General features: G+C 73.2%; 16 protein-coding genes. 13 read left to right on the top strand and 3 right to left on the bottom strand.

The genetic code is table 11. The features are described 5' to 3' along the window. Positions 1–41: 41 nt before the first annotated feature. The 6 genes from AAW13_RS22055 to AAW13_RS22030 all read left to right on the top strand — a co-directional run bounded on the left by AAW13_RS22055 (position 42) and on the right by AAW13_RS22030 (position 10,665). A complete protein-coding gene (locus AAW13_RS22055; RefSeq protein WP_046730478.1) occupies positions 42–428 on the top strand; it encodes an MGMT family protein in 387 nt (128 codons plus the stop codon). A gap of 275 nt (positions 429–703) precedes the next feature. Continuing rightward, positions 704–3,994: an ATP-dependent helicase gene (locus AAW13_RS22050; protein ID WP_071659638.1), complete on the top strand. Its 3,291-nt coding sequence runs from the start codon at positions 704–706 to the stop codon at positions 3,992–3,994. Positions 3,995–4,039: 45 nt separating this feature from the next. Continuing rightward, entirely contained in the window at positions 4,040–7,522 is a 3,483-nt protein-coding gene (locus tag AAW13_RS22045; protein WP_046730476.1) for an ATP-dependent DNA helicase, read from the top strand. 10 nt (positions 7,523–7,532) lie between these two features. Continuing rightward, positions 7,533–8,936, top strand: a complete 1,404-nt coding sequence (locus AAW13_RS22040) for a dipeptidase (protein ID WP_046730475.1) — start codon at positions 7,533–7,535, stop codon at positions 8,934–8,936. A 147-nt stretch (positions 8,937–9,083) separates the two neighbouring features. After that, positions 9,084–10,028, top strand: a complete 945-nt coding sequence (gene nudC / locus AAW13_RS22035) for an NAD(+) diphosphatase (protein WP_046730474.1) — start codon at positions 9,084–9,086, stop codon at positions 10,026–10,028. Positions 10,029–10,041: 13 nt separating this feature from the next. Next, positions 10,042–10,665, top strand: coding sequence for a class I SAM-dependent methyltransferase (locus tag AAW13_RS22030; RefSeq protein WP_240528685.1), 624 nt, complete (start codon positions 10,042–10,044; stop codon positions 10,663–10,665). A gap of 32 nt (positions 10,666–10,697) precedes the next feature. Here the strand turns inward: AAW13_RS22030 and AAW13_RS22025 are convergent, their stop codons facing one another. Further along, complete coding sequence (locus AAW13_RS22025; protein WP_046730473.1) at positions 10,698–10,940, bottom strand: mycoredoxin; 243 nt, start codon at positions 10,938–10,940, stop codon at positions 10,698–10,700. Positions 10,941–11,117: 177 nt separating this feature from the next. Here AAW13_RS22025 and AAW13_RS22020 point away from each other — a divergent pair, with 177 nt between their 5' ends. The 5 genes from AAW13_RS22020 (at position 11,118) to AAW13_RS22000 (ending at position 15,011) form a co-directional block, all read left to right on the top strand. Beyond that, entirely contained in the window at positions 11,118–13,313 is a 2,196-nt protein-coding gene (locus AAW13_RS22020) for an ATP-dependent DNA helicase UvrD2 (RefSeq protein ID WP_071659637.1), read from the top strand. A 200-nt stretch (positions 13,314–13,513) separates the two neighbouring features. Beyond that, a complete protein-coding gene (locus AAW13_RS22015; RefSeq protein ID WP_420855484.1) occupies positions 13,514–13,798 on the top strand; it encodes a hypothetical protein in 285 nt (94 codons plus the stop codon). 171 nt (positions 13,799–13,969) lie between these two features. Continuing rightward, a complete protein-coding gene (locus AAW13_RS22010; RefSeq protein ID WP_010984500.1) occupies positions 13,970–14,338 on the top strand; it encodes a WhiB family transcriptional regulator in 369 nt (122 codons plus the stop codon). Continuing rightward, complete coding sequence (locus tag AAW13_RS22005; protein WP_046730471.1) at positions 14,335–14,661, top strand: hypothetical protein; 327 nt, start codon at positions 14,335–14,337, stop codon at positions 14,659–14,661. The genes AAW13_RS22010 and AAW13_RS22005 overlap by 4 nt, the downstream gene beginning before the upstream one ends. 137 nt (positions 14,662–14,798) lie before the next feature. Next, the gene (locus tag AAW13_RS22000; RefSeq protein WP_046730470.1) at positions 14,799–15,011 is read left to right on the top strand and encodes a hypothetical protein; all 213 of its coding nucleotides are present in this window, start codon (positions 14,799–14,801) and stop codon (positions 15,009–15,011) included. Between the two features lie 37 nt (positions 15,012–15,048). Here AAW13_RS22000 and AAW13_RS21995 read toward each other — a convergent pair whose 3' ends face one another. Then, positions 15,049–16,434, bottom strand: coding sequence for an ABC1 kinase family protein (locus AAW13_RS21995; protein ID WP_046730469.1), 1,386 nt, complete (start codon positions 16,432–16,434; stop codon positions 15,049–15,051). Next, positions 16,427–17,701: a TOMM precursor leader peptide-binding protein gene (locus AAW13_RS21990; protein WP_071659635.1), complete on the bottom strand. Its 1,275-nt coding sequence runs from the start codon at positions 17,699–17,701 to the stop codon at positions 16,427–16,429. The genes AAW13_RS21995 and AAW13_RS21990 overlap by 8 nt, the downstream gene beginning before the upstream one ends. 226 nt (positions 17,702–17,927) lie before the next feature. On the opposite strand from AAW13_RS21990, the gene AAW13_RS21985 reads away from it, so the two are divergent. After that, a complete protein-coding gene (locus AAW13_RS21985) occupies positions 17,928–18,524 on the top strand; it encodes a M48 metallopeptidase family protein (protein WP_071659634.1) in 597 nt (198 codons plus the stop codon). A 137-nt stretch (positions 18,525–18,661) separates the two neighbouring features. Beyond that, the coding region (locus AAW13_RS21980) for a TerD family protein (protein ID WP_143145028.1) at positions 18,662–19,407 on the top strand (746 nt) is incomplete at its 3' end.

Below are 19,407 nucleotides of genomic sequence, written 5' to 3'. Positions count from 1 at the left end.
GACCGCTCCGGTTGTCGGTGGGGTGCGGCAGGATGGGTCGAATGAGCGAGCAGAGCCGTCCCGCGGACACCCGGGAGGGGTACACGGACGAGTTGCCGGAGTACGCCGAGCGGGTCCTGGAGGTCGCCGAGCGGATCCCGTCCGGGCGCGTGATGACGTACGGGGACGTCGCGGAGTGGCTGGAGGAGGGCGGACCGCGTCAGGTGGGGCGTGTGATGTCGCTCTACGGCGGTGCCGTCCCGTGGTGGCGGGTGGTGCGCTCCGACGGGGTGCTGCTGCCCGGACACGAACTGCGCGCACTGGACCACTACCGCGCCGAGGGCACTCCGCTGAAGACTGCGAGCAGGGCCGCGGAGGGCCATCTGCCGCGGCTCGACATGAAGCGGGCGCGGTGGGACGGCGGCGCGGACGCGGGGGCTCACATCTGACAGCTTCCGCCATCCGGGGCCCTCAGGGGGAGCCGGTGGCCCGTACGAGGGACACCGGGGACGTCCGTGGCATGACGTACGTTCGTGGGATGCGGGAAACGAGTGCCGCGGGTGCCGCCCGGGGCGGACGGGCCGGGCGAGGAGAATCGGAAGCCCTGCTTCCGTCCGGTTCGTCGGCGTAGCGTCGGCAGCGCGTGTCCCGCTCACCCCGCGGCCACCATCCCGCACCCGCGACCGCGGACCGACCAGCACACCCACCAGGACCGGCGAACCACGTGAGCTCCTCTTCCTCCACCAGGCGCCTGCCGCACCCCCACCAGGTGCGCCAGGGGAGCCGTGGCGCTTACCGACTGGTCCGTACGCCGCCGGCCGCTGTGCGCCCCCCTCGTCTGGACGCCGCGCAGCGCGCCGTGGTTGACCACACCGCCGGCCCGCTGCTCGTCCTCGCCGGCCCCGGCACCGGGAAGACCACGACCCTGGTGGAGTCCGTGGCCGCGCGGATCGCGCGCGGTGCGGATCCCGAGCGGATCCTGGTGCTGACGTTCAGCCGCAAGGCCGCCGTCGAACTGCGCGACCGCATGGCCCTGCGGGTGGGCGCGGCCCGCGCGCCCCGGGCGACCACCTTCCACTCGTACTGCTACGCCCTGGTCCGCGCCCACCAGGACAGCGGTCTGTTCGTGGACCCGCTGCGGCTGCTGTCCGGGCCCGAGCAGGACGTCACCGTCCGCGAGCTGCTGGCCGGCGAGGCCGAGCTGGAGCGGCTGGGGCTCGACCCGGTGCGCTGGCCCGACGAACTGCGCGCCTGCCTGACCACCCGGGGCTTCGCCGACGAGGTCCGCGCGGTCCTCGCCCGCAGCCGCGAGCTGGGCCTGGACCCGGCCGCGCTGGACGCCTTCGCCCGCCGGATCGGCCGCCCCGACTGGCGGGCCGCGGCCGCCTTCCTCGCCGAGTACCTGGATGTCCTCGACCTCCAGGGTGTCCTCGACTACGCCGAACTCGTCCACCGCGCGGTGCTGCTCGCCCACCGCCCCGAGGTCGCCCTGGACCTCGCCGGGCGCTACGACGCCGTCTACGTCGACGAGTACCAGGACACCGACCCGGCCCAGGTCCGCCTGCTGCGCGCCCTGGCCGGAGCCGGACGCACCCTGGTCGCGTTCGGCGACCCGGACCAGTCGATCTACACGTTCCGCGGCGCGGACGTGAACGGGATCCTGGAGTTCCCGCACGTCTTCGCGCGCGTGGACGGCACTCCCGCCCCCGTCGAGGTGCTGCGCACCGCCCGCCGCGCGGGCGCCGGCCTGCTGGCCGCGACCCGCCTGCTGACCCGGCGGATGCCGCTCACCCGGCTGCCCGCCGACCGGGTGCGCGCCCACCGCGAACCGGCCCCCGCGCGGGACGGCGGACACGTCGAGGTCTACACGTATCCGACCGCCGGCACCGAACTGGACAACATCGCCGACGTCCTCCGGCGCGCCCATCTGGAGGACGGCGTCAGCTGGAGCGACATGGCCGTCCTGGTGCGCGGCGGCGCCACCCTCCCGACGGTCCGCCGCGCCCTCACCGCGGCCGGGGTCCCCCTGGACATCGACGGCGACGACGTGCCGCTGCGCCACGAACCGGCGGTGGCGCCCCTGCTGGCGGCACTGCGCGCGGTGGCCGAGGCGGCGGCGCAGGAGGCGGCGGACGGTACCTGCTGGCTGGCCACCGAGACCGCGCTCACCCTGCTCACCTCGCCCCTCGCCGGCATGGACGCGGCCGACCTGCGCCGCCTCGGCCGAGCCCTGCGCGACGAGGAGCGCGCGTCCGGGAACGCGCTCCCGCCACCCTCGGACGAACTGCTCGCGCGGGCGCTCGCCGAACCCGAACGCCTGGCGGTCCACGACCCCGGGTACGCGCGCGGGGCCCAGCGCCTCGGCGCGCTGCTCAGGAAGGCCCGGGAGCGCCTCGCCGACGGCGGTACGGCCGAGGAGGCGTTGTGGGACCTGTGGAACGGCACACCCTGGCCCTCGCGCCTGGAGCGTGCCGCCCGGCGCGGCGGCGCGGCCGGCCGCAACGCCGACCGTGACCTGGACGCCGTGTGCGCCCTGTTCGCCACCGCCGCCCGCGCGGAGGAGCGCAGCGGCGGCCGGGGCACGCTGAACTTCCTGGCCGAGATCGAGGCCGAGGACATCGCCGCCGACACCCTGGCCGGCCGTGCGGTACGGCCCGACGCCGTACGCCTGATGACCGCGCACCGGGCCAAGGGGCTGGAGTGGCGGCTGGTCGTCGTGGCCGGCGTCCAGGAGGGGGTCTGGCCGGATTTGCGCCGCCGCGGCTCCCTCCTGGAGGCCGACCGCATCGGCCGCGACGGACTCGCCGAACCGCTCACCCCGGGCGCGCTGCTCGCCGAGGAGCGCCGCCTGTTCTACGTCGCCGCCACGCGCGCGCGGGAACGTCTCGTCGTCACCGCCGTGAAGGCCCCCGCGGACGACGGCGACCAGCCCTCCCGCTTCCTCACCGAGCTGGGCGCCGAACCCCAGGACGTCACCGGCCGGCCCCGCCGGCCGCTCGCCGTGGCCGCCCTGATCGCCGAACTGCGCGCGACCACCGTCGACCCGCGCGCCTCCGACGCCCTGCGCGAGGCGGCCGCCCAGCGCCTCGCCCGGCTGGCCGCACTCGCCGACGAGGACGGCCGGCCCCTGGTGCCCGCCGCCCACCCCTACCGCTGGTGGGGCATGTTCGAGCCGACCGAGAGCAAGGTGCCGCTGCGCGACCGCGACCAGCCGGTGGTGCTCTCCGGCAGCGCCCTCGACCAGCTCGCCAACACGTGCAGCTTGCAGTGGTTCCTGGGCCGTGAGGTGAAGGCCGACGCCCCCGCCACCACCGCCCAGGGCTTCGGCAACGTCGTGCACGTCCTCGCCGACGAGGTCGCCTCCGGGCGTACCCCCGCCGACCTCGCCGTCCTCATGGAGCGCCTGGAGTCGGTGTGGAACGCGCTCGCCTTCGACGCGCCCTGGAAGTCGGCGCAGGAGAAGGACAACGCGCGCGTCGCGCTCGAACGCTTCTTGAAGTGGCACGTCCTGGACCGCACCGGACGGACCCCGGTCGCCAGCGAGCAGGACTTCGACGTCACCCTGGGCGCGGGCGACTACGAGGTGCGCATCCGCGGGCAGATGGACCGTGTGGAGACCGACGCCGAGGGCCGTGCGTACGTCGTCGACTTCAAGACGGGCAAGCAGGCGCCCAGTTCGGCTGAGGTGGCCCGGCACCCCCAGCTCGCCGTCTACCAGCTCGCGGTCCGCGAGGGTGCCGTCGACGAGGCCTTCGACGGCGTCCGGCCCGAGCCCGGTGGCGCCGAACTGGTCCACCTCCGGCAGGGTGCCGCCCAGCGCGACGGCGGCGAGACCCTGCCCAAGGTGCAGGCGCAGGAGCCGCTGGAGGGGGAGTGGGTCGGTGAACTGCTGGCCACGGCCGCCGGCAAGGTACTCGACGAACGCTTCACGCCCACCACCGGCCAGCACTGCACGCACTGTGCCTTCCGGGCGTCGTGCAGCGCCCGGCCCGAGGGGCGGCACGTGGTGGAGTGAGCGCTGTGTCTCGATTGTCAGTGCTCGCCGCTAGCCTCTTTCCTCATGCCCGCACACATCACCGACCCCGAGCAGCTCAAGGAGCTCCTCGGCATCCCGTTCACCCCGGAGCAGACGGCCTGCATCACCGCGCCGCCCGCCCCGCAGGTGATCGTGGCCGGAGCCGGTTCGGGCAAGACGACGGTGATGGCGGCCCGCGTGGTCTGGCTGGTCGGCACCGGCCAGGTCGCCCCCGAACAGGTCCTCGGCCTGACCTTCACCAACAAGGCGGCCGGTGAGCTCGCCGAACGCGTCCGCAAGGCACTCGTCAGGGCCGGCGTCACGGACCCCGACGTCATCGACCCGGACAACCCGCCCGGCGAGCCGGTCATCTCGACCTACCACGCCTTCGCCGGCCGGCTGCTGACCGACCACGGGCTGCGCATCGGCCTGGAGCCCACCTCCAGGCTGCTCGCCGACGCCACCCGCTACCAGCTCGCCGCCCGCGTACTGCGTGAGGCCCCCGGCCCCTACCCGGCCCTGACCCGCTCCTTCGCCGACCTGGTCAGCGACCTGCTCGCGCTGGACTCCGAACTCGCCGAACACCTCGTACGACCCGAGGACCTGCGCACCTGGGACGCCGGACTGCTCAGCACCCTGGCGGGCGTCAAACTCGGCAACGCCGACCTGCGCAAGGTCCCCGAGGCGGCGGCCGCACGCCGTGAGCTGGCCGGACTCGTCCTGCGGTACCGGGCCGCCAAGCGCGAGCGGGACCTGCTCGACTTCGGCGACCAGATCGCGCTGTCCGCCTCGCTCGCCGGCATCCCCGAGGTGGGCCGGCTGCTCCGCGACGAGTTCCGGGTCGTCCTCCTCGACGAGTACCAGGACACCTCGGTCGCCCAGCGCGTCCTCCTGGCGGGCCTGTTCGGCGGCGGCACCGGGCACCCCGTGACCGCGGTCGGCGACCCCTGCCAGGCCATCTACGGCTGGCGTGGCGCCTCCGTCGCCAACCTGGACGACTTCCCCGAGCACTTCGCGCGCGCCGACGGCCGCCCCGCCACCCGCCAGGCGCTGAGCGAGAACCGCCGCAGCGGCGGCCGTCTCCTCGACCTCGCCAACGGCCTCGCCGAGCCGCTGCGCGCCATGCACGCGGGCGTGGCGGCCCTGCGCCCGGCCCCGGGCGCCGAACGCGACGGCATGGTCCGGTGCGCCCTGCTGCGCACCCACGCCGAGGAGATGGACTGGATCGCCGACTCGGTCGCCCATCTCGTCCGCACGGGCACCGCGCCCGGCGAGATCGCGGTCCTGTGCCGCACGGCGACCGACTTCGCACAGATCCAGGGCGCACTCGTCGCACGGGACGTCCCCGTCGAGGTGGTCGGCCTCTCCGGGCTGCTGCACCTGCCCGAGGTGGCCGACCTCGTCGCCGTCTGTGAAGTGCTCCAGGACCCCGGGGCCAACGCCTCCCTGGTCCGGCTGCTGAGCGGCCCGCGCTGGCGCATCGGCCCTCGTGACCTGGCCCTGCTCGGCCGCCGCGCCCGGCTGCTGGTCGCCCACGCGCGCGTGGGCGACGCGGACGACCCGGACCGTCGGCTCGCCGAGGCCGTCGAAGGCGTCGACCCCGCCGAGGTGATATCGCTCGCGGACGCCCTGGACACCTTCCTGGAGCTGCCGATCGGTACGGAGCGGACCGGGCCGGAGGACGACGGGCTGCCGTTCTCGCCGGACGCGCGCGTGCGTTTCGCCCGGCTCGCCGCCGAACTGCGCGAGCTGCGCCGGGCCCTGTCCGACCCGCTGATGGACGTCCTGCACCGGGTGCTCGCGGTCACCGGCCTCGAGGTCGAGCTGTCGGCGTCCCCGCACGCCCTCGCCGCGCGCCGTCGCGAGACCCTGTCCAACTTCCTGGACGTCGCCGCCTCCTTCGCGGCCGGTGACCAGGAGGCGAGTCTGCTCGCCTTCCTGGGCTTCCTGCGCACCGCCGCCCAGTACGAGAAGGGCCTGGACAACGCCCTGCCCGGTGGCGAGAACACCGTCAAGGTGCTCACGGCGCACAAGTCGAAGGGCCTGGAGTGGGACGTCGTGGCCGTCCCCGGACTCGTGAAGGGCACCTTCCCGAGCAGCCAGGGGCGCGAGAAGTGGACCGCCCAGGCCAAGGTCCTCCCGCACGCCCTGCGCGGCGACACGGACACCCTGCCCGACGTCGAGGCCTGGGACTCACGGGGCATGAAGGCCTTCCACGAGGCGATGAAGGACCACCAGCACACCGAGGAGCTCCGGCTCGGCTACGTCACCTTCACCCGCCCCCGCTCGCTGCTCCTCGGCTCGGGCCACTGGTGGGGTCCCAGCCAGAAGAAGCCGCGCGGCCCCTCCGGCTTCCTCGGGGACCTGTACGAGCACTGCGCCGCCGGACACGGCGAGATCGAGGCCTGGGCCGACGAACCGGGGGAGGACGAGGAGAACCCGGCACTGCACACGGCGAGCGCCGACCAGGCGTGGCCGCTGCCCCTGGACGAGGACGCGCTGGCCCGCAGGCGCGCGGCCGCCGAGACCGTGCTCGCCCACCTGGACGCCGTCCCGGCCGAGGCCGGCTCCGGTGGTGCTCGCGCCGCCCACGACCCGGCCGGCGTCGAGGACCCGGACTGGCCCCCGCCGCCGGAGGACGAGGAACCCGACCCAGACGAGGACGCCTTCGCGGACGCCGACGCCGCCGACTGGGACTCCTGGAGCACGGACCGCCCCACGGTCCCGCACCAGGTCGCGTACGCCGAGCGCACGCCCCCGCACGCGCCGGCGGACGAGCCTGGCCCCTCCATCCCTCTCACCCCCGAGGAGGCCCGCGCCGTCGCCTCCTGGGACCGTGACCTCGACGCGCTCGCGGGTGAGCTGCTGCGCGCCCGCCGCAGCGTCACCGACGTGCCGCTGCCGGCCGCGCTCTCCGCCACCCAGCTGATGCGTCTCGCGGAGGACCCGGACGGGCTCGCACAGGAACTCGCGCGCCCCATGCCGCGCCCCCCGCAGCCGGCCGCGCGCCGGGGCACCCGGTTCCACGCCTGGGTCGAGGCCCGTTTCGAAGAACTCACGCTGCCCATGCTGGAGCCCGACGAGCTGCCCGGCAGCGACGCCGAGATCGCCGACGAACACGACCTCGAAGCCCTCAAGGAGGCCTTCGAACGCACCGAGTACGCCCACCGCACGCCCTACCGGGTCGAAGCCCCCTTCCAGCTCGCCCTCGCGGGCCGGGTCGTACGGGGCCGGATCGACGCCGTGTACCGGACCGTGAGCGGCGACCGGGTGTCGTACGAGATCGTGGACTGGAAGACCAGCCGTACCCGGCTGGCCGACCCGCTCCAGCTGGCGATCTACCGGATCGGCTGGGCGGAGCAGCAGGGCGTGCCGCCCGAGGCGGTCACGGTCGCGTTCGTGCACGTCCGCACCGGCGAGGTGGAACGGCCGGAGGGGCTGCCGGACCGCGCCGCCCTGGAAAAACTGATCGTCGGACAAGCTGAGTGTGACGAACCGCCCGCCGAGGATGTCCGTCCGGGCCGATAGGCTCGTGACCATGAGCCAGACCCCGGACAGCGCCGTCCGTACGTACATCGAGCAGCACCGCGCCGCCTTCCTCGCCGACCTCGCCGAATGGCTGCGCATCCCCTCCGTGTCGGCCCGGCCCGACCACGCCGCCGATGTACGCCGCAGCGCCGACTGGCTCGCCGCCAAACTGACCGGGACCGGCTTCCCGACCGCCGAGGTCTGGGAGACCCCGGGCGCCCCCGCCGTCTTCGCGGAGTGGCCATCGGGCGACCCCGAAGCCCCCACGGTCCTCGTCTACGGCCATCACGACGTACAGCCCGCCGCCCGTGAGGACGGCTGGGACAGCGAGCCCTTCGAGCCGGTCGTCCGGGAGAACCGCCTCTACGCGCGCGGCGCGGCCGACGACAAGGGCCAGGTGTTCTTCCACACACTCGGCGTCCGCGCCCACCTCGCCGCCACCGGCCGCACCGCCCCCGCGGTCAACCTGAAGCTGCTGATCGAGGGCGAGGAGGAGTCCGGCTCCCCGCACTTCCGCGCCCTGGTCGAGGAGCACGCCGAGCGGCTCGCCGCCGACGCCGTGATCGTCTCCGACACCGGAATGTGGTCCGAGGACACCCCCACGGTGTGCACGGGCATGCGCGGGCTCACCGAGTGCCAGATCGTCCTGCACGGCCCGGACCAGGACATCCACTCCGGCGAGTTCGGCGGTGCCGTGCCCAACCCGGCCACCGCCGCGGCCCGCCTGGTCGCCGCCCTGCACGACGAGCACGGCCGGGTGGCGATCCCCGGCTTCTACGACGGGGTCGTGGAGCCGGGCGACCGCGAGCGGCGGCTCTGGGCCGAGCTGCCCTTCGACGAGAAGAGCTGGCTGCGCGGAGCGCACTCGCACGCCACCGCGGGCGAGGCCGGATACAGCACCCTGGAGCGCGTCTGGGCCCGTCCCACCGCCGAGGTCAACGGCATCGGCGGCGGCTACCAGGGCCCCGGCAGCAAGACGATCGTCCCGTCCTCGGCGGAGCTGAAGCTGTCGTTCCGGCTGGTCGCGGGACAGGAACCGGACCGCGTCAACGAGGCCGTCCGCGCCTGGGCCGCCGACCGGATCCCCGCCGGCGTCCGCGCCGAGATCACGTTCCTGCCGGCCACCCGCCCGTGCCTGACCCCGCTCGACCACCCCGGGCTCCAGTCACTCGCCCGTGCCATGGGGCGGGCCTTCGAAGGACCTGTCCGATTCACCCGTTCGGGTGGCTCGGGGCCGGCAGCGGACCTCCAGGACGTCCTCGGCACACCCGTCCTCTTCCTGGGCATCTCCGTCCCCTCCGACGGCTGGCACGCCCCGAACGAGAAGGTCGAGCTCGACCTCCTCCTCAAGGGCGTCGAGACCAGCGCCTACCTCTGGGACGACCTCGCCGAGAACTGGCGCCGTGCCCCCTGAGCCGCCGCCGTCCGGAGCGGCACCGCGCGCGGGGCACACTGGAAGGGCCGCCCCGCCCGGCCCCGCCCGACCCGGTCCCCTCCCGCCCTTCGTCCCGCTGAACCACCCGCTGAAACATCCGTTGCACTGGGGGAGTTGGAAGCACCCGTGACCACCTGGACCGACCACACCGCCGACCGACCGATCTCGCTCACCGCCCCGAGCGGCATCGACCGCGCCGCCCACCACCGGCTCGACGAGGCCTGGCTCGCGGCGGCGTGGAGCCACCCCGACACCCGCTGCTTCGTGGTCTCCGGCGGCCAGGTCCTCATCGACGAGACGCCCGACGGCCGCACCGAACTCGTCATGACCCCCTCCTTCGAGGCCCCCCTCACCGAGGCGCACCGCTACTTCCTGGGCACCGACGAGGACGGCGTCAGCTACTTCGCCCTCCAGAAGGACGCGCTGCCCGGCCGCATCGACCAGTCCGCGCGCCCCGCCGGCCTGCGGGAGGCCGGGCTGCTGCTGTCCCCGCGCGACACCGGCCTGATGGTGCACGCGGTCGGCCTGGAGAACTGGCAGCGCACCCACCGCTTCTGCTCCCGCTGCGGCGAACGCACCGCCATCGCCGCCGCAGGGCACATCCGCCGCTGCCCCGCCTGCGGCGCCGAGCACTACCCGCGCACCGACCCCGCCGTGATCATGGCCGTCACCGACGAGGACGACCGCATCCTGCTCGGCCGCCAGGTCCACTGGCCCGAGGGCCGCTTCTCCACGCTCGCCGGTTTCGTCGAGCCCGGCGAGTCCATCGAGCAGGCGGTGCGCCGTGAGGTCTCCGAGGAGGTCGGGGTCACCGTCGGCCCGGTCGAGTACGTCGCCAGCCAGCCCTGGCCGTTCCCGTCCAGCCTGATGCTGGGCTTCATGGCCCGCGCGACCTCCACGGAGATCAACGTGGACGGCGACGAGATCCACGAGGCCCGCTGGTTCTCCCGCGACGAACTGGGCGCCGCCTTCGACTCGGGCGAGGTCCTGCCGCCGTACGGCATCTCCATCGCGGCCCGCCTGATCGAGATGTGGTACGGCAAGCCGCTGCCGACGAGGAGCTTCGTCTGAGACGGCGGACGCGATGATGGCCGACACCTACTGGAACCACAACGTCCACTACCACCCGGTGGTGCTGGACGCGGTACCGGACGGCTGCCGCGCCGCCCTGGACGTCGGCTGCGGCGACGGCCTGCTCGCCGCCAGGCTCGCGGCCAGGGCGGAAACGGTGACCGGTGTGGACCGGTCCCCGGAGATGGTCCGGCTGGCGGGCAAGCGACAGGAGGGCAACCTCACCTTCCTGGCGGGCGACTACCGCGACGGCACCCTCCTCGACGAGGGGAGCTACGACTTCGTCAGCGCGGTCGCCGTCATCCATCACGCCCCCTTCGACGACGCGATCGACCGGCTGGTACGGCTGCTCGCCCCCGGTGGCCGACTGGTCGTCGTCGGCCTGGCGCACGACCGCACCCTCCTGGACCGGCTGATCAGCGTCTGCGCGGTCCCCGCGAACCTGCTCGCCGCGCGCCGGCACGGAGGCGAGCGGAGCCCGGCCGACATGCCCGTGGAGGACCCGATCATGAACTGGCGGGAGGTCCGGCGGGCCACGGCCCAGGTGCTGCCCGGCCGCCGCTACCGGCGCCGGCTGCTCTGGCGTTACACCCTGGTGTGGGACAAGCCGGTCCGAACATGCGAAAGCGGCCCCTGACGTGCGTCAGGGGCCGCCGCACGACTGCGAACTCAGGCGCCGATCTTCTGCTTGACCTGGGCCAGGGAGGGGTTCGTCAGCGTCGAGCCGTCTCCGAAGAGCACGGTCGGCACCGTCTGGTTTCCGCCATTCGCCTTCTCCACGAACGCGGCCGACTCCGGGTCCTGCTCGATGTTGATCTCGGTGTACGCGATGCCCTCGCGGTCCATCTGGCTCTTCAGCCGACGGCAGTAACCGCACCACGTCGTGCTGTACATCGTCACAGTGCCCTGCATCTCGCTCGCGCTCCTTCTGGCAGCTCGGGAAGGTCGTCCGGAGAAGGAACGTCTGCGACCCGTCCGCCATTCCCGCAGCCCCCGCCCCGTGCGGCGCCTGCCGCGTTAGTACGACTGCGAGGGGCCCCCTGTGGACAACCGGCACGGTCGTCTCGGGCGACCTGGCAGCATGGCAATGTGACAGCAGCAACGCACTCCTCCCTCTTCCCGCCGGTACCGGACTCGGCCGACGCGGTGCTCGAAGGGCTCGACCCCGAGCAGCGCGCGGTGGCGACCGCCCTGCACGGACCGGTGTGTGTGCTGGCCGGAGCGGGGACCGGCAAGACCCGGGCGATCACCCACCGGATCGCCTACGGAGTACGGGCCGGCATCCTCCAGCCCTCCAGCGTGCTCGCCGTCACGTTCACCAACCGCGCCGCCGGGGAGATGCGCGGCCGGCTGCGCCAGCTCGGCGCGCAGGGCGTCCAGGCCCGCACCTTCCACTCGGCCGCGCTGCGCCAGCTCCAGTTCTTCTGGCCGAAAGCGATCGGTGGCTCCCTGCCCCGGCTCGTCGACCGAAAGATCCAGCTCGTCGCCGACGCGGCCGCCGCCTGCCGCATCCGTCTCGACCGGGGCGAGCTGCGCGACGTGACCGCGGAGATCGAGTGGTCCAAGGTCACCCAGACCGTCCCCGCCGACTACGCGCTCGCCGCCCTGAAGGCCGGCCGCGAGAGCCCGCGGGACCCGGCGGAGATCGCCCAGCTCTACTCGGTCTACGAGGACCTCAAGCGGGACCGCGTGGTCATCGACTTCGAGGACGTCCTGCTGCTGACCGTCGGCATCCTCCAGGACCGGCACGACATCGCCGACCAGGTCCGCGCCCAGTACCAGCACTTCGTCGTCGACGAGTACCAGGACGTCAGCCCCCTCCAGCAGCGGCTGCTGGAACTGTGGCTGGGGGAGCGCGACAGCCTGTGCGTCGTCGGAGACGCCAGCCAGACCATCTACTCGTTCACAGGAGCAACCCCCGACCATCTGCTCGACTTCCGCACCCGCCACCCCGGGGCCACCGTCGTCAAGCTGGTCCGGGACTACCGCTCCACCCCCCAGGTCGTCCACCTCGCCAACGGCCTGCTGGCCCAGGCCAGCGGCCGGGCCGCCGACCACCGTCTGGAGCTCGTCTCCCAGCGCCCCGCGGGACCCGAGCCCGTCTACACCGAGTACGCCGACGAACCGGCCGAGGCCGAGGGTGCCGCCCGCCGCATCCGGGAGCTCATGGCCGCCGGCGTCCCGGCCGCCGAGATCGCCGTGCTGTTCCGCACCAACTCCCAGTCCGAGACCTACGAGCAGGCCCTCGCCGACGCCGGGGTGTCCTATCAGCTGCGTGGCGCCGAACGGTTCTTCGACCGGCCCGAGGTGCGCAGAGCGGGTGTCGCGCTGCGCGCCGCGGCCCGCTTCGGCGGCAACGACGCGCTGCTCGACGACACCGTCGACCTGCCCTCCCAGGTACGCGCGGTCCTCTCCGGCGAGGGCTGGACCAGCGAGCCGCCGGCCGGTTCCGGCGCGGTCCGGGAGCGCTGGGAGTCACTGGCCGCCCTGGTCAGCCTCGCCCACGACGTCGTCGCGGCCCGGCCCGCCGCCACCCTCGCCGACTTCGTGACCGAACTCGACGAGCGCGCGGGCGCCCAGCACGCCCCGACCGTCCAGGGCGTCACCCTCGCCTCCCTGCACTCGGCGAAGGGCCTGGAGTGGGACGTCGTCTTCCTGGTCGGTGTCGCCGAGGGCATGATGCCGATCACCTATGCGAAGACCGACGAACAGATCGAGGAGGAACGCCGTCTCCTGTACGTCGGCGTGACCCGCGCCAGGGAACGGCTCCATGTCTCCTGGTCCCTCTCCCGCAGCCCCGGTGGCCGCCCCAACCGCCGGCCCAGCCACTTCCTGGACGGTCTGCGCCCCGGGTCCACCGGCACCGTCGGCCGCGGCACGGGCACGGGCGGCGGGGGCGTCGAACGCGGCTTCGGCGGCGGCCCGTCGGTCGCGCCCCGGCGCACCCAGCGCACCCCGGCCCGCTGCCGGGTCTGCGGGCGCACGCTCACCGACGCGGGCGAGATGAAACTGATGCGCTGCGACGGCTGCCCCTCCGACATGGACGAAGGCCTCTACGAACGGCTGCGCGACTGGCGTGCCGACCAGGCCCGGCTCAGTGGTCAGCCCGCCTTCTGCGTCTTCACCGACCGGACGTTGATGGCCATCGCGGAGACGGCCCCGGACGACGATCGCGAACTGGCTCGCATCCCCGGCGTCGGCATGCGCAAGCTCAACCGTTACGGCGCCGATGTCCTGGCCATCTGCGCAGGTCGGCAGCCCGGGGGAGGGGACGCCGACGACTGATGCGAACTCGTCGAAAAAATAGTTTGCGCATGCGCCAGCAATCCCCATAGGTTCTAAGCACGGAAGCGGCGGCCTTCTCGAAGGCCCGGTTCCGTGTTGTACTTGCATATCCGAGCGGACTGGCTCACCCCAGTCCCCCCAGACGCCGAGAGGAGGCGAGTCCAGTGATCAGCATCGAGACCAACATCAGCGCGGCCAAAATGACCGATCTCTCGGCCGTCTCCCTGTGCATGCTCGGCGTCTCCAACCTGGGCACCGGTCTGTCCGGCATCTCTGCCGTGCGTCCGGCGTCCACCGTTGTCTCTCTCGCGGGTCTTCCCGTCCGTGAGCGCGACGAGCGACCGACCGAGGCACTGGAAGCAGTAGTGGCAGGGGCCCATGCCTATGCCTTTACGGCAGCCGGTGCCGGAAGCCGGAAGCAGACGAAGCAGCACGACCTGATGTGGGCCTTCCGTGGGCCAGAACCCTGGAGTGATCCAGCCTGATCGATCAGGCCGGCGCCTTCAGGGCCGCGGAACCCCATCCGGGATCCGCGGCCCTTCTGTTTTCCCCGAACGGGGAGAGCAGCGCGAAGGGGCCTCGGGGCACGAGCAGAACCCGGTACCAGCCGCCAACCGGTCCACCCGACCGGAACGACCAGACGAGGAAGAACAACCGTGCAACTCGAAGCGCACGCCCCGTCCGTACCGCCTTCCGAAACGATCCCCCCGCCCGGCCTCACGGAGGACTCCACCTTGATCCCGCTCACCGCGCTCACCGCGCTCGACGACGCCATCGAGAACCTCGGCGTACCCGTCCCCTGCCGCTCCTACGACCCGGAGGTCTTCTTCGCCGAGTCGCCGGCCGACGTCGAGTACGCCAAGTCCCTCTGCCGCACCTGCCCGCTGATCGAGGCCTGCCTCGCCGGCGCCAAGGAGCGGCGTGAGCCCTGGGGCGTCTGGGGCGGCGAACTGTTCGTCCAGGGTGTCGTCGTGGCCCGCAAGCGGCCCCGTGGCCGTCCGCGCAAGAACCCGGTCACGGCATGAACATCCACGGAACGATCGACCGCCCCCTCACGCACGACCCCAAGAAGCAGGCCCCGATGAAGCCGTCCACCAGCGAGCCCGCAGGCTCCGCGACCCCAGACTTCACCACTGCCGGTGCCACCACCGGTTCGCGTCAGAACAGGACCCGAGAGATGCAACTCATTCCAGAAGCCCTGGCCCGTGCGCATATGCACGAGCGACTGCACGAGGCCGAGCGGGAACGCCTGGCCGTGCGCCTGGCGGCCGCTCGCCGCATGCAGCGCAGGGCCGAGCGTGCCTCGCTGCGCGCCCGCCGCGCGCTCGCCATGGCCGTGATGCAGTAGTCCCGAACACCTGAAGCGGTGGCCTCCCGACCGAGGGAGGCGAAAGCTCTCCCCGCGGGGGCCGGTCCGGCCGAACGGACCGGCCCCCGCGGTGCGTTGTGCCCGGGATCGGCGCACCGCGGAGTTATCGTCACCAGGTGACGAGTCTTCCCGGAGGCAGTGATCACGGCGGCTCCGGCCCGGAACCCCACCCTCTGGCGTGCGCCCGCTGCGGCGCCCCGGCCGACGGTCCCCCGCCCACCACCTGGACCTGTTCCGTGGAACACGGTGTCCGCCGGTACTTCTGCGACACCTGCTCCAGGGACAACCTCAGGGCGATCGAGGGCCGGCTCGACTCGTCCTGGTGGTGAACACCGGGCACCGAGCCCCCGGCGCCGGACACGCCCCCTACGCCTCGCCGACCGCCTCCGTCGCCTCGGCTTCCTCGAACTCCGCGGCGTCCTCCGGCACGAACCCCGGCAGCCACGCCTCCAGTTCCTCCCGCAGCCGGACCGTCGCGCCCAGCTGGCACAGCACGCCGATGGTGCTCAGCGTCACCCGGTGTATCAGCAGGTAGGCGGGCGGCAGATTGAGCTGTTTGCCGAGCTGGTGTGCGGGGTTGCGGGGGTCGGCTATGCGGGCGGCCTGACTGCGCATCCAGTTGCGGGTGAAAGTGAACTCGTCGACCTGGGCCGGTTCGATGATCGGCACCAGGTAGTCCAGGACGGCATCGGGGTCCAGCTCTATGGACTCCTTCACGAACCCCTCGGAGCGCAACAGCTCGTAGACCGCCTCCGCGTCACCGTCCAGCGTCATCCGCAGGGAGTCGCCGATCGGGCCGGGCAGGCCTCCGGCGAGGCGGTCGACCGTGCCGAAGTCCAGCACGCCGAGGCGCCACTCCTCCTCGTCGTCCGGTCCGCCGGGCAGCAGACGGAAGTTGCCCGGGTGCGGGTCGGCGTGCAGCAGGCCGGTGCGGGCCGGGCCCGAGAACAGGAAGCGGGCCAGCAGCTGACCGGCCCGGTCCCGCTGCTCCTGGGTACCCGCCGAGATGATCTCGGAGAGCGGTATCCCGTCGATCCACTCCGTGACCAGTACCTGGTCGCACTGGTGCACCACTGCGGGGACCAGCACATCCGGGTCGCCCTCGAACTCCTCCGCGTGGGCCGCCTGAGCCTGCGCCTCCAGAGAGTAGTCCAGCTCCTCGGAGACCCGGTCGCGCAGCTCCGCGATCAGCGGCTTGATGTCCATACCCGGGATCAGCGGACCCAGCAGACGGGCGAAACGGCTCAGCTGCCCGAGGTCCGAGAGCAGGGCCTCGCCCGCTCCCGGGTACTGCACCTTCACCGCCACCGCACGGCCGTCGTGCCAGACCGCCCGGTGCACCTGGCCGATCGAGGCGGCCGCCGCGGGCTTCTCGTCGAACTCCACGAACAGCTCCCGCCAGTCCTCCCCGAGCCGCTCTGCGAGCACCGAGTGCACGGTGCGGGTCGGCATCGGGGGCGCGGCGTCCTGGAGTTTGGTGAGAGCCGCCCGGTAGGGGCCCGCGACCTCCTCCGGCAGGGCGGACTCGAAGACGGACAGGGCCTGCCCGAACTTCATCGCTCCGCCCTTCAACTCTCCGAGCACTTTGAAGAGTTGCTCCGCCGTGCGCTGCTGTAGCTCGCGGCCGACGATCTCCGCGGACTCGCCCACGATGCGCTTGCCCAGACCCCAGGTCGCGCGGCCGGCGAAGCCGAGCGGGAGCGCGGCGAGCTTGGCGGTCCGGGTGACCGCCTTCCGGGGAAGATCAGACATGCGCCCTCCAAGTCCCAGTCGGCCGCGCCGCGTCTGCCGCTTTTCGCCGCTTCGCCGACGGCCGTTGCACCACCATTGTCCCGTGCGGAGTCCGGTTGGTTGAGGCCTGTTCCCCCTCAGCTTTCTCCCCGGTGTCCCGGTCGGCCTCCTCCTCGGCCTCCCGCCCGGTTGTCGCCTCCGTTTTCTCCGGTTTCTCCGGCGCTCCGCAGGGGCAGGCGGGGTGCGGCGGGACCGGTCGCGCATGCCAGTGCAGAGCCGGCACGGAGGCCTCCCAGCGGACCCCCGTACCGGACGGCGACTCGCCGTCGAGGAAGGCCAGGGCGTGCGCCGCGGCCAGCCCGGCCACGGCCGCCGCCAGTGTCAGGTCGCAGGCCCCCACCCGCCGGGCCTGCCCGGACCGCCACTGGGCGACCAGCCGTGGCCAGGCCGGATCCCGGTCCGTGCGGTGTTCGTGCAGACAGCGGGCGCAGCCCGTCCCACCGGGCAGCACGAGCGGGCCGACGACGCCCGTCCCCTCCACGACACCCGTGTAGAGGTGAGGTGTCCCGGAGGCCATGAGCGGCTCGGCGGCGCGTGCGTCCGGGGCGTGCACCAGGACGTCGTCGCGCGGGGCGACGACGACCAGCGCCAGCCCGGGTTCCGCCACATCCGGACCGGGCCGGCGCGGCGGGCGGTCCGGGGCCGCCCGCCGCACCACCGCGCGCGCGGCCTCGGCGCGCCGTTCGCCGACCGACTCCGCGGGCAGCCCGCCCGGCGCCACGTCCCACGGCTGGACACGGCCCACGTCCCGCACGTCGACCTCGCCGACGCCCGCGCCCGACAGCAGCGCGGCCAGCGTGACACCCACCCGGCCCGCGCCCCGCACCTCCACCCGCAGGGCGCGCCGGGCCGCCAGCCGCCCGATCGCGCCCCCCGGCTCCTGAGTGATCAGGGACAGTGACGCGAGATCCGGGCCGAGCCGGGCCAGCACCTCCTTCTTCTCCCGCAGTTCCTGCGCGGCGGGCCCGCCACCGCCCGCGTCGTCCACCAGCCCGGCCCGGGACAGCCGCTCCACCAGCGCGTCGACATGGCCGTCCGGCAGGTCCATGCGATGCCCTTCCGCGCGCAGCAGCGCCAGTCCCCGGGCGCCGTCGAGCAGGTCCAGGAAGCTCCCGGTCGCCGTGTCCATGGGCCCGAGGGTCATCGCGTGCGCCGGAGTCATCCCGAACTGGACGGTGTTGAGATCGCGCCAGCCGCGCCGGAGCGCGGGCTTCACCAACGGATGCATGACAGGCCCCCGTAACTGTCGAAAGGTCATGGAACATCCACGTCTGCCGGTGGCGCTGGTCACGCTCCGCCGACGAACGCCAGCATGCCCGGCCCGCTCGGCGGGTGCCGAAAGTTGTCCACAGGCGCCGAGTATTCGTCGTACAAATCCAACGCATGGTGGGGGATCGAAACCGAACCGTCCCGGACCCGGGACTTCCCCCGTGCGCAGCGGGTAACGTCGGGGCGTGCCCGCCGACCCACTGCACCGCGCCGGAAAGCCACAGCGCAGTACGACGAGCCAGCCGCCGGGCGGCTCGGGGGCGAGCGCGATCGAGGTTCGCAGGAGCGCCCGGCGCCGCCGGACAGTTTCCGCGTACCGCGAGGGCGATCGCACCGTCGTGCTGATCCCCGCCCGGATGTCCGAGGCGGAGGAGAAACGCTGGGTGACCGTCATGCTCAACAAACTCGCCGCCCAGGAGAGCAGGCGAGTGCTGGGCGACGCCGAACTCGCCGAGCGCGCCCAGCGGCTGTCGGCCCAGTACTTCGACGGCCGGGCCCGCCCCGCCACGGTGCGCTGGGTCACCAACCAGAACACCCGCTGGGGTTCCTGCACCCCGGCCGAGGGCAGCATCCGTCTCTCGCACCGGCTCCAGGGCATGCCCGAGTACGTCGTCGACTACGTGCTCTGCCACGAGCTGGCGCATCTGCTCGTACCCGGGCACGGCCCCGGGTTCTGGCGGCTTCTCGAGGCGTACCCCCGGACCGAGCGGGCCCGTGGGTACCTCGAAGGGGTGGTCGCCGCCGACCGGCTGCCCCCGGTGCCAGGCGCGCACGACCAGTGACGTGCCCCGGCGGCGCTTCCTCCGTGGCCGCCGAGTGCGGTTGTGTACCGGGTCTGTACCGACTTCCTCCGATGTCCGAGTTAGCCGTTAGCCTGGCGCGACGCACTCACATTCGGGATGGGGGACGGTCGTAACGCATGGCCAGGGAATTCCAACGCGGCCACAAGGCCAGGATCAGTGACCTCACGGCCGGCACGGATCTGTACGTAGGGGTGCAGATCTCCGGGCCCGGTCTGTCGTTCGACATCAGCTGCTTCGGTCTCGACGCCGACGAACGGCTCTCGGACGACCGCTACTTCGTCTTCTTCAACCAGCCGAAGTCCCCCGAGGAGTCCATCCAGCTGCTCGGCGCCCAGGCGGGCGACACGGAGTCCTTCCGGATCACGCTGGACAGGGTCCCGCGGCAGATCCAGAAGCTGGCGTTCACGGCGACCATCGACGGCGCCGGGCAGATGTCGCAGGTCGCGCCCGGGTACATCCGTATCGTCGCGGGCGGTGAGGAGGTGGCCCGGTACTCCTTCACCGGCTCGGAGTTCTCCACCGAACGCGCCGTCATGCTCGGTGACTTCTACCTCAAGGACGTGTGGCGCTTCGCCGCCGTCGGCCAGGGGTTCGACGGCGGTCTGGAGGCGCTGCTGAAGAACTTCGGCGGCGAGGTGCTGGAGGAGGAGGCGCCCGCCGCCCCGGCGCCGCAGCAGCAGGGGACCGGATCCGCGCCCGGCTTCGCGCCGCCCGCGTTCGCCGCCCCGCCCGCGCCCCCGGCGCCCGCCCCGGCGCCCGCCCCGGCGCCCGCGCCGCCGGCTCCCGCCCCCGCGCCCCAGGGCTTCACCCCGCCCCCGGCTCCCGCGCCCGACCCGAACGTGCACGCGGCACCCACCCTCAT

This window comes from Streptomyces humi, from assembly GCF_001005085.2.
Classification (GTDB): Bacteria; Actinomycetota; Actinomycetes; order Streptomycetales; family Streptomycetaceae; genus Streptomyces; species Streptomyces humi.
This window is presented reverse-complemented; position numbering and strand designations above follow the sequence as displayed.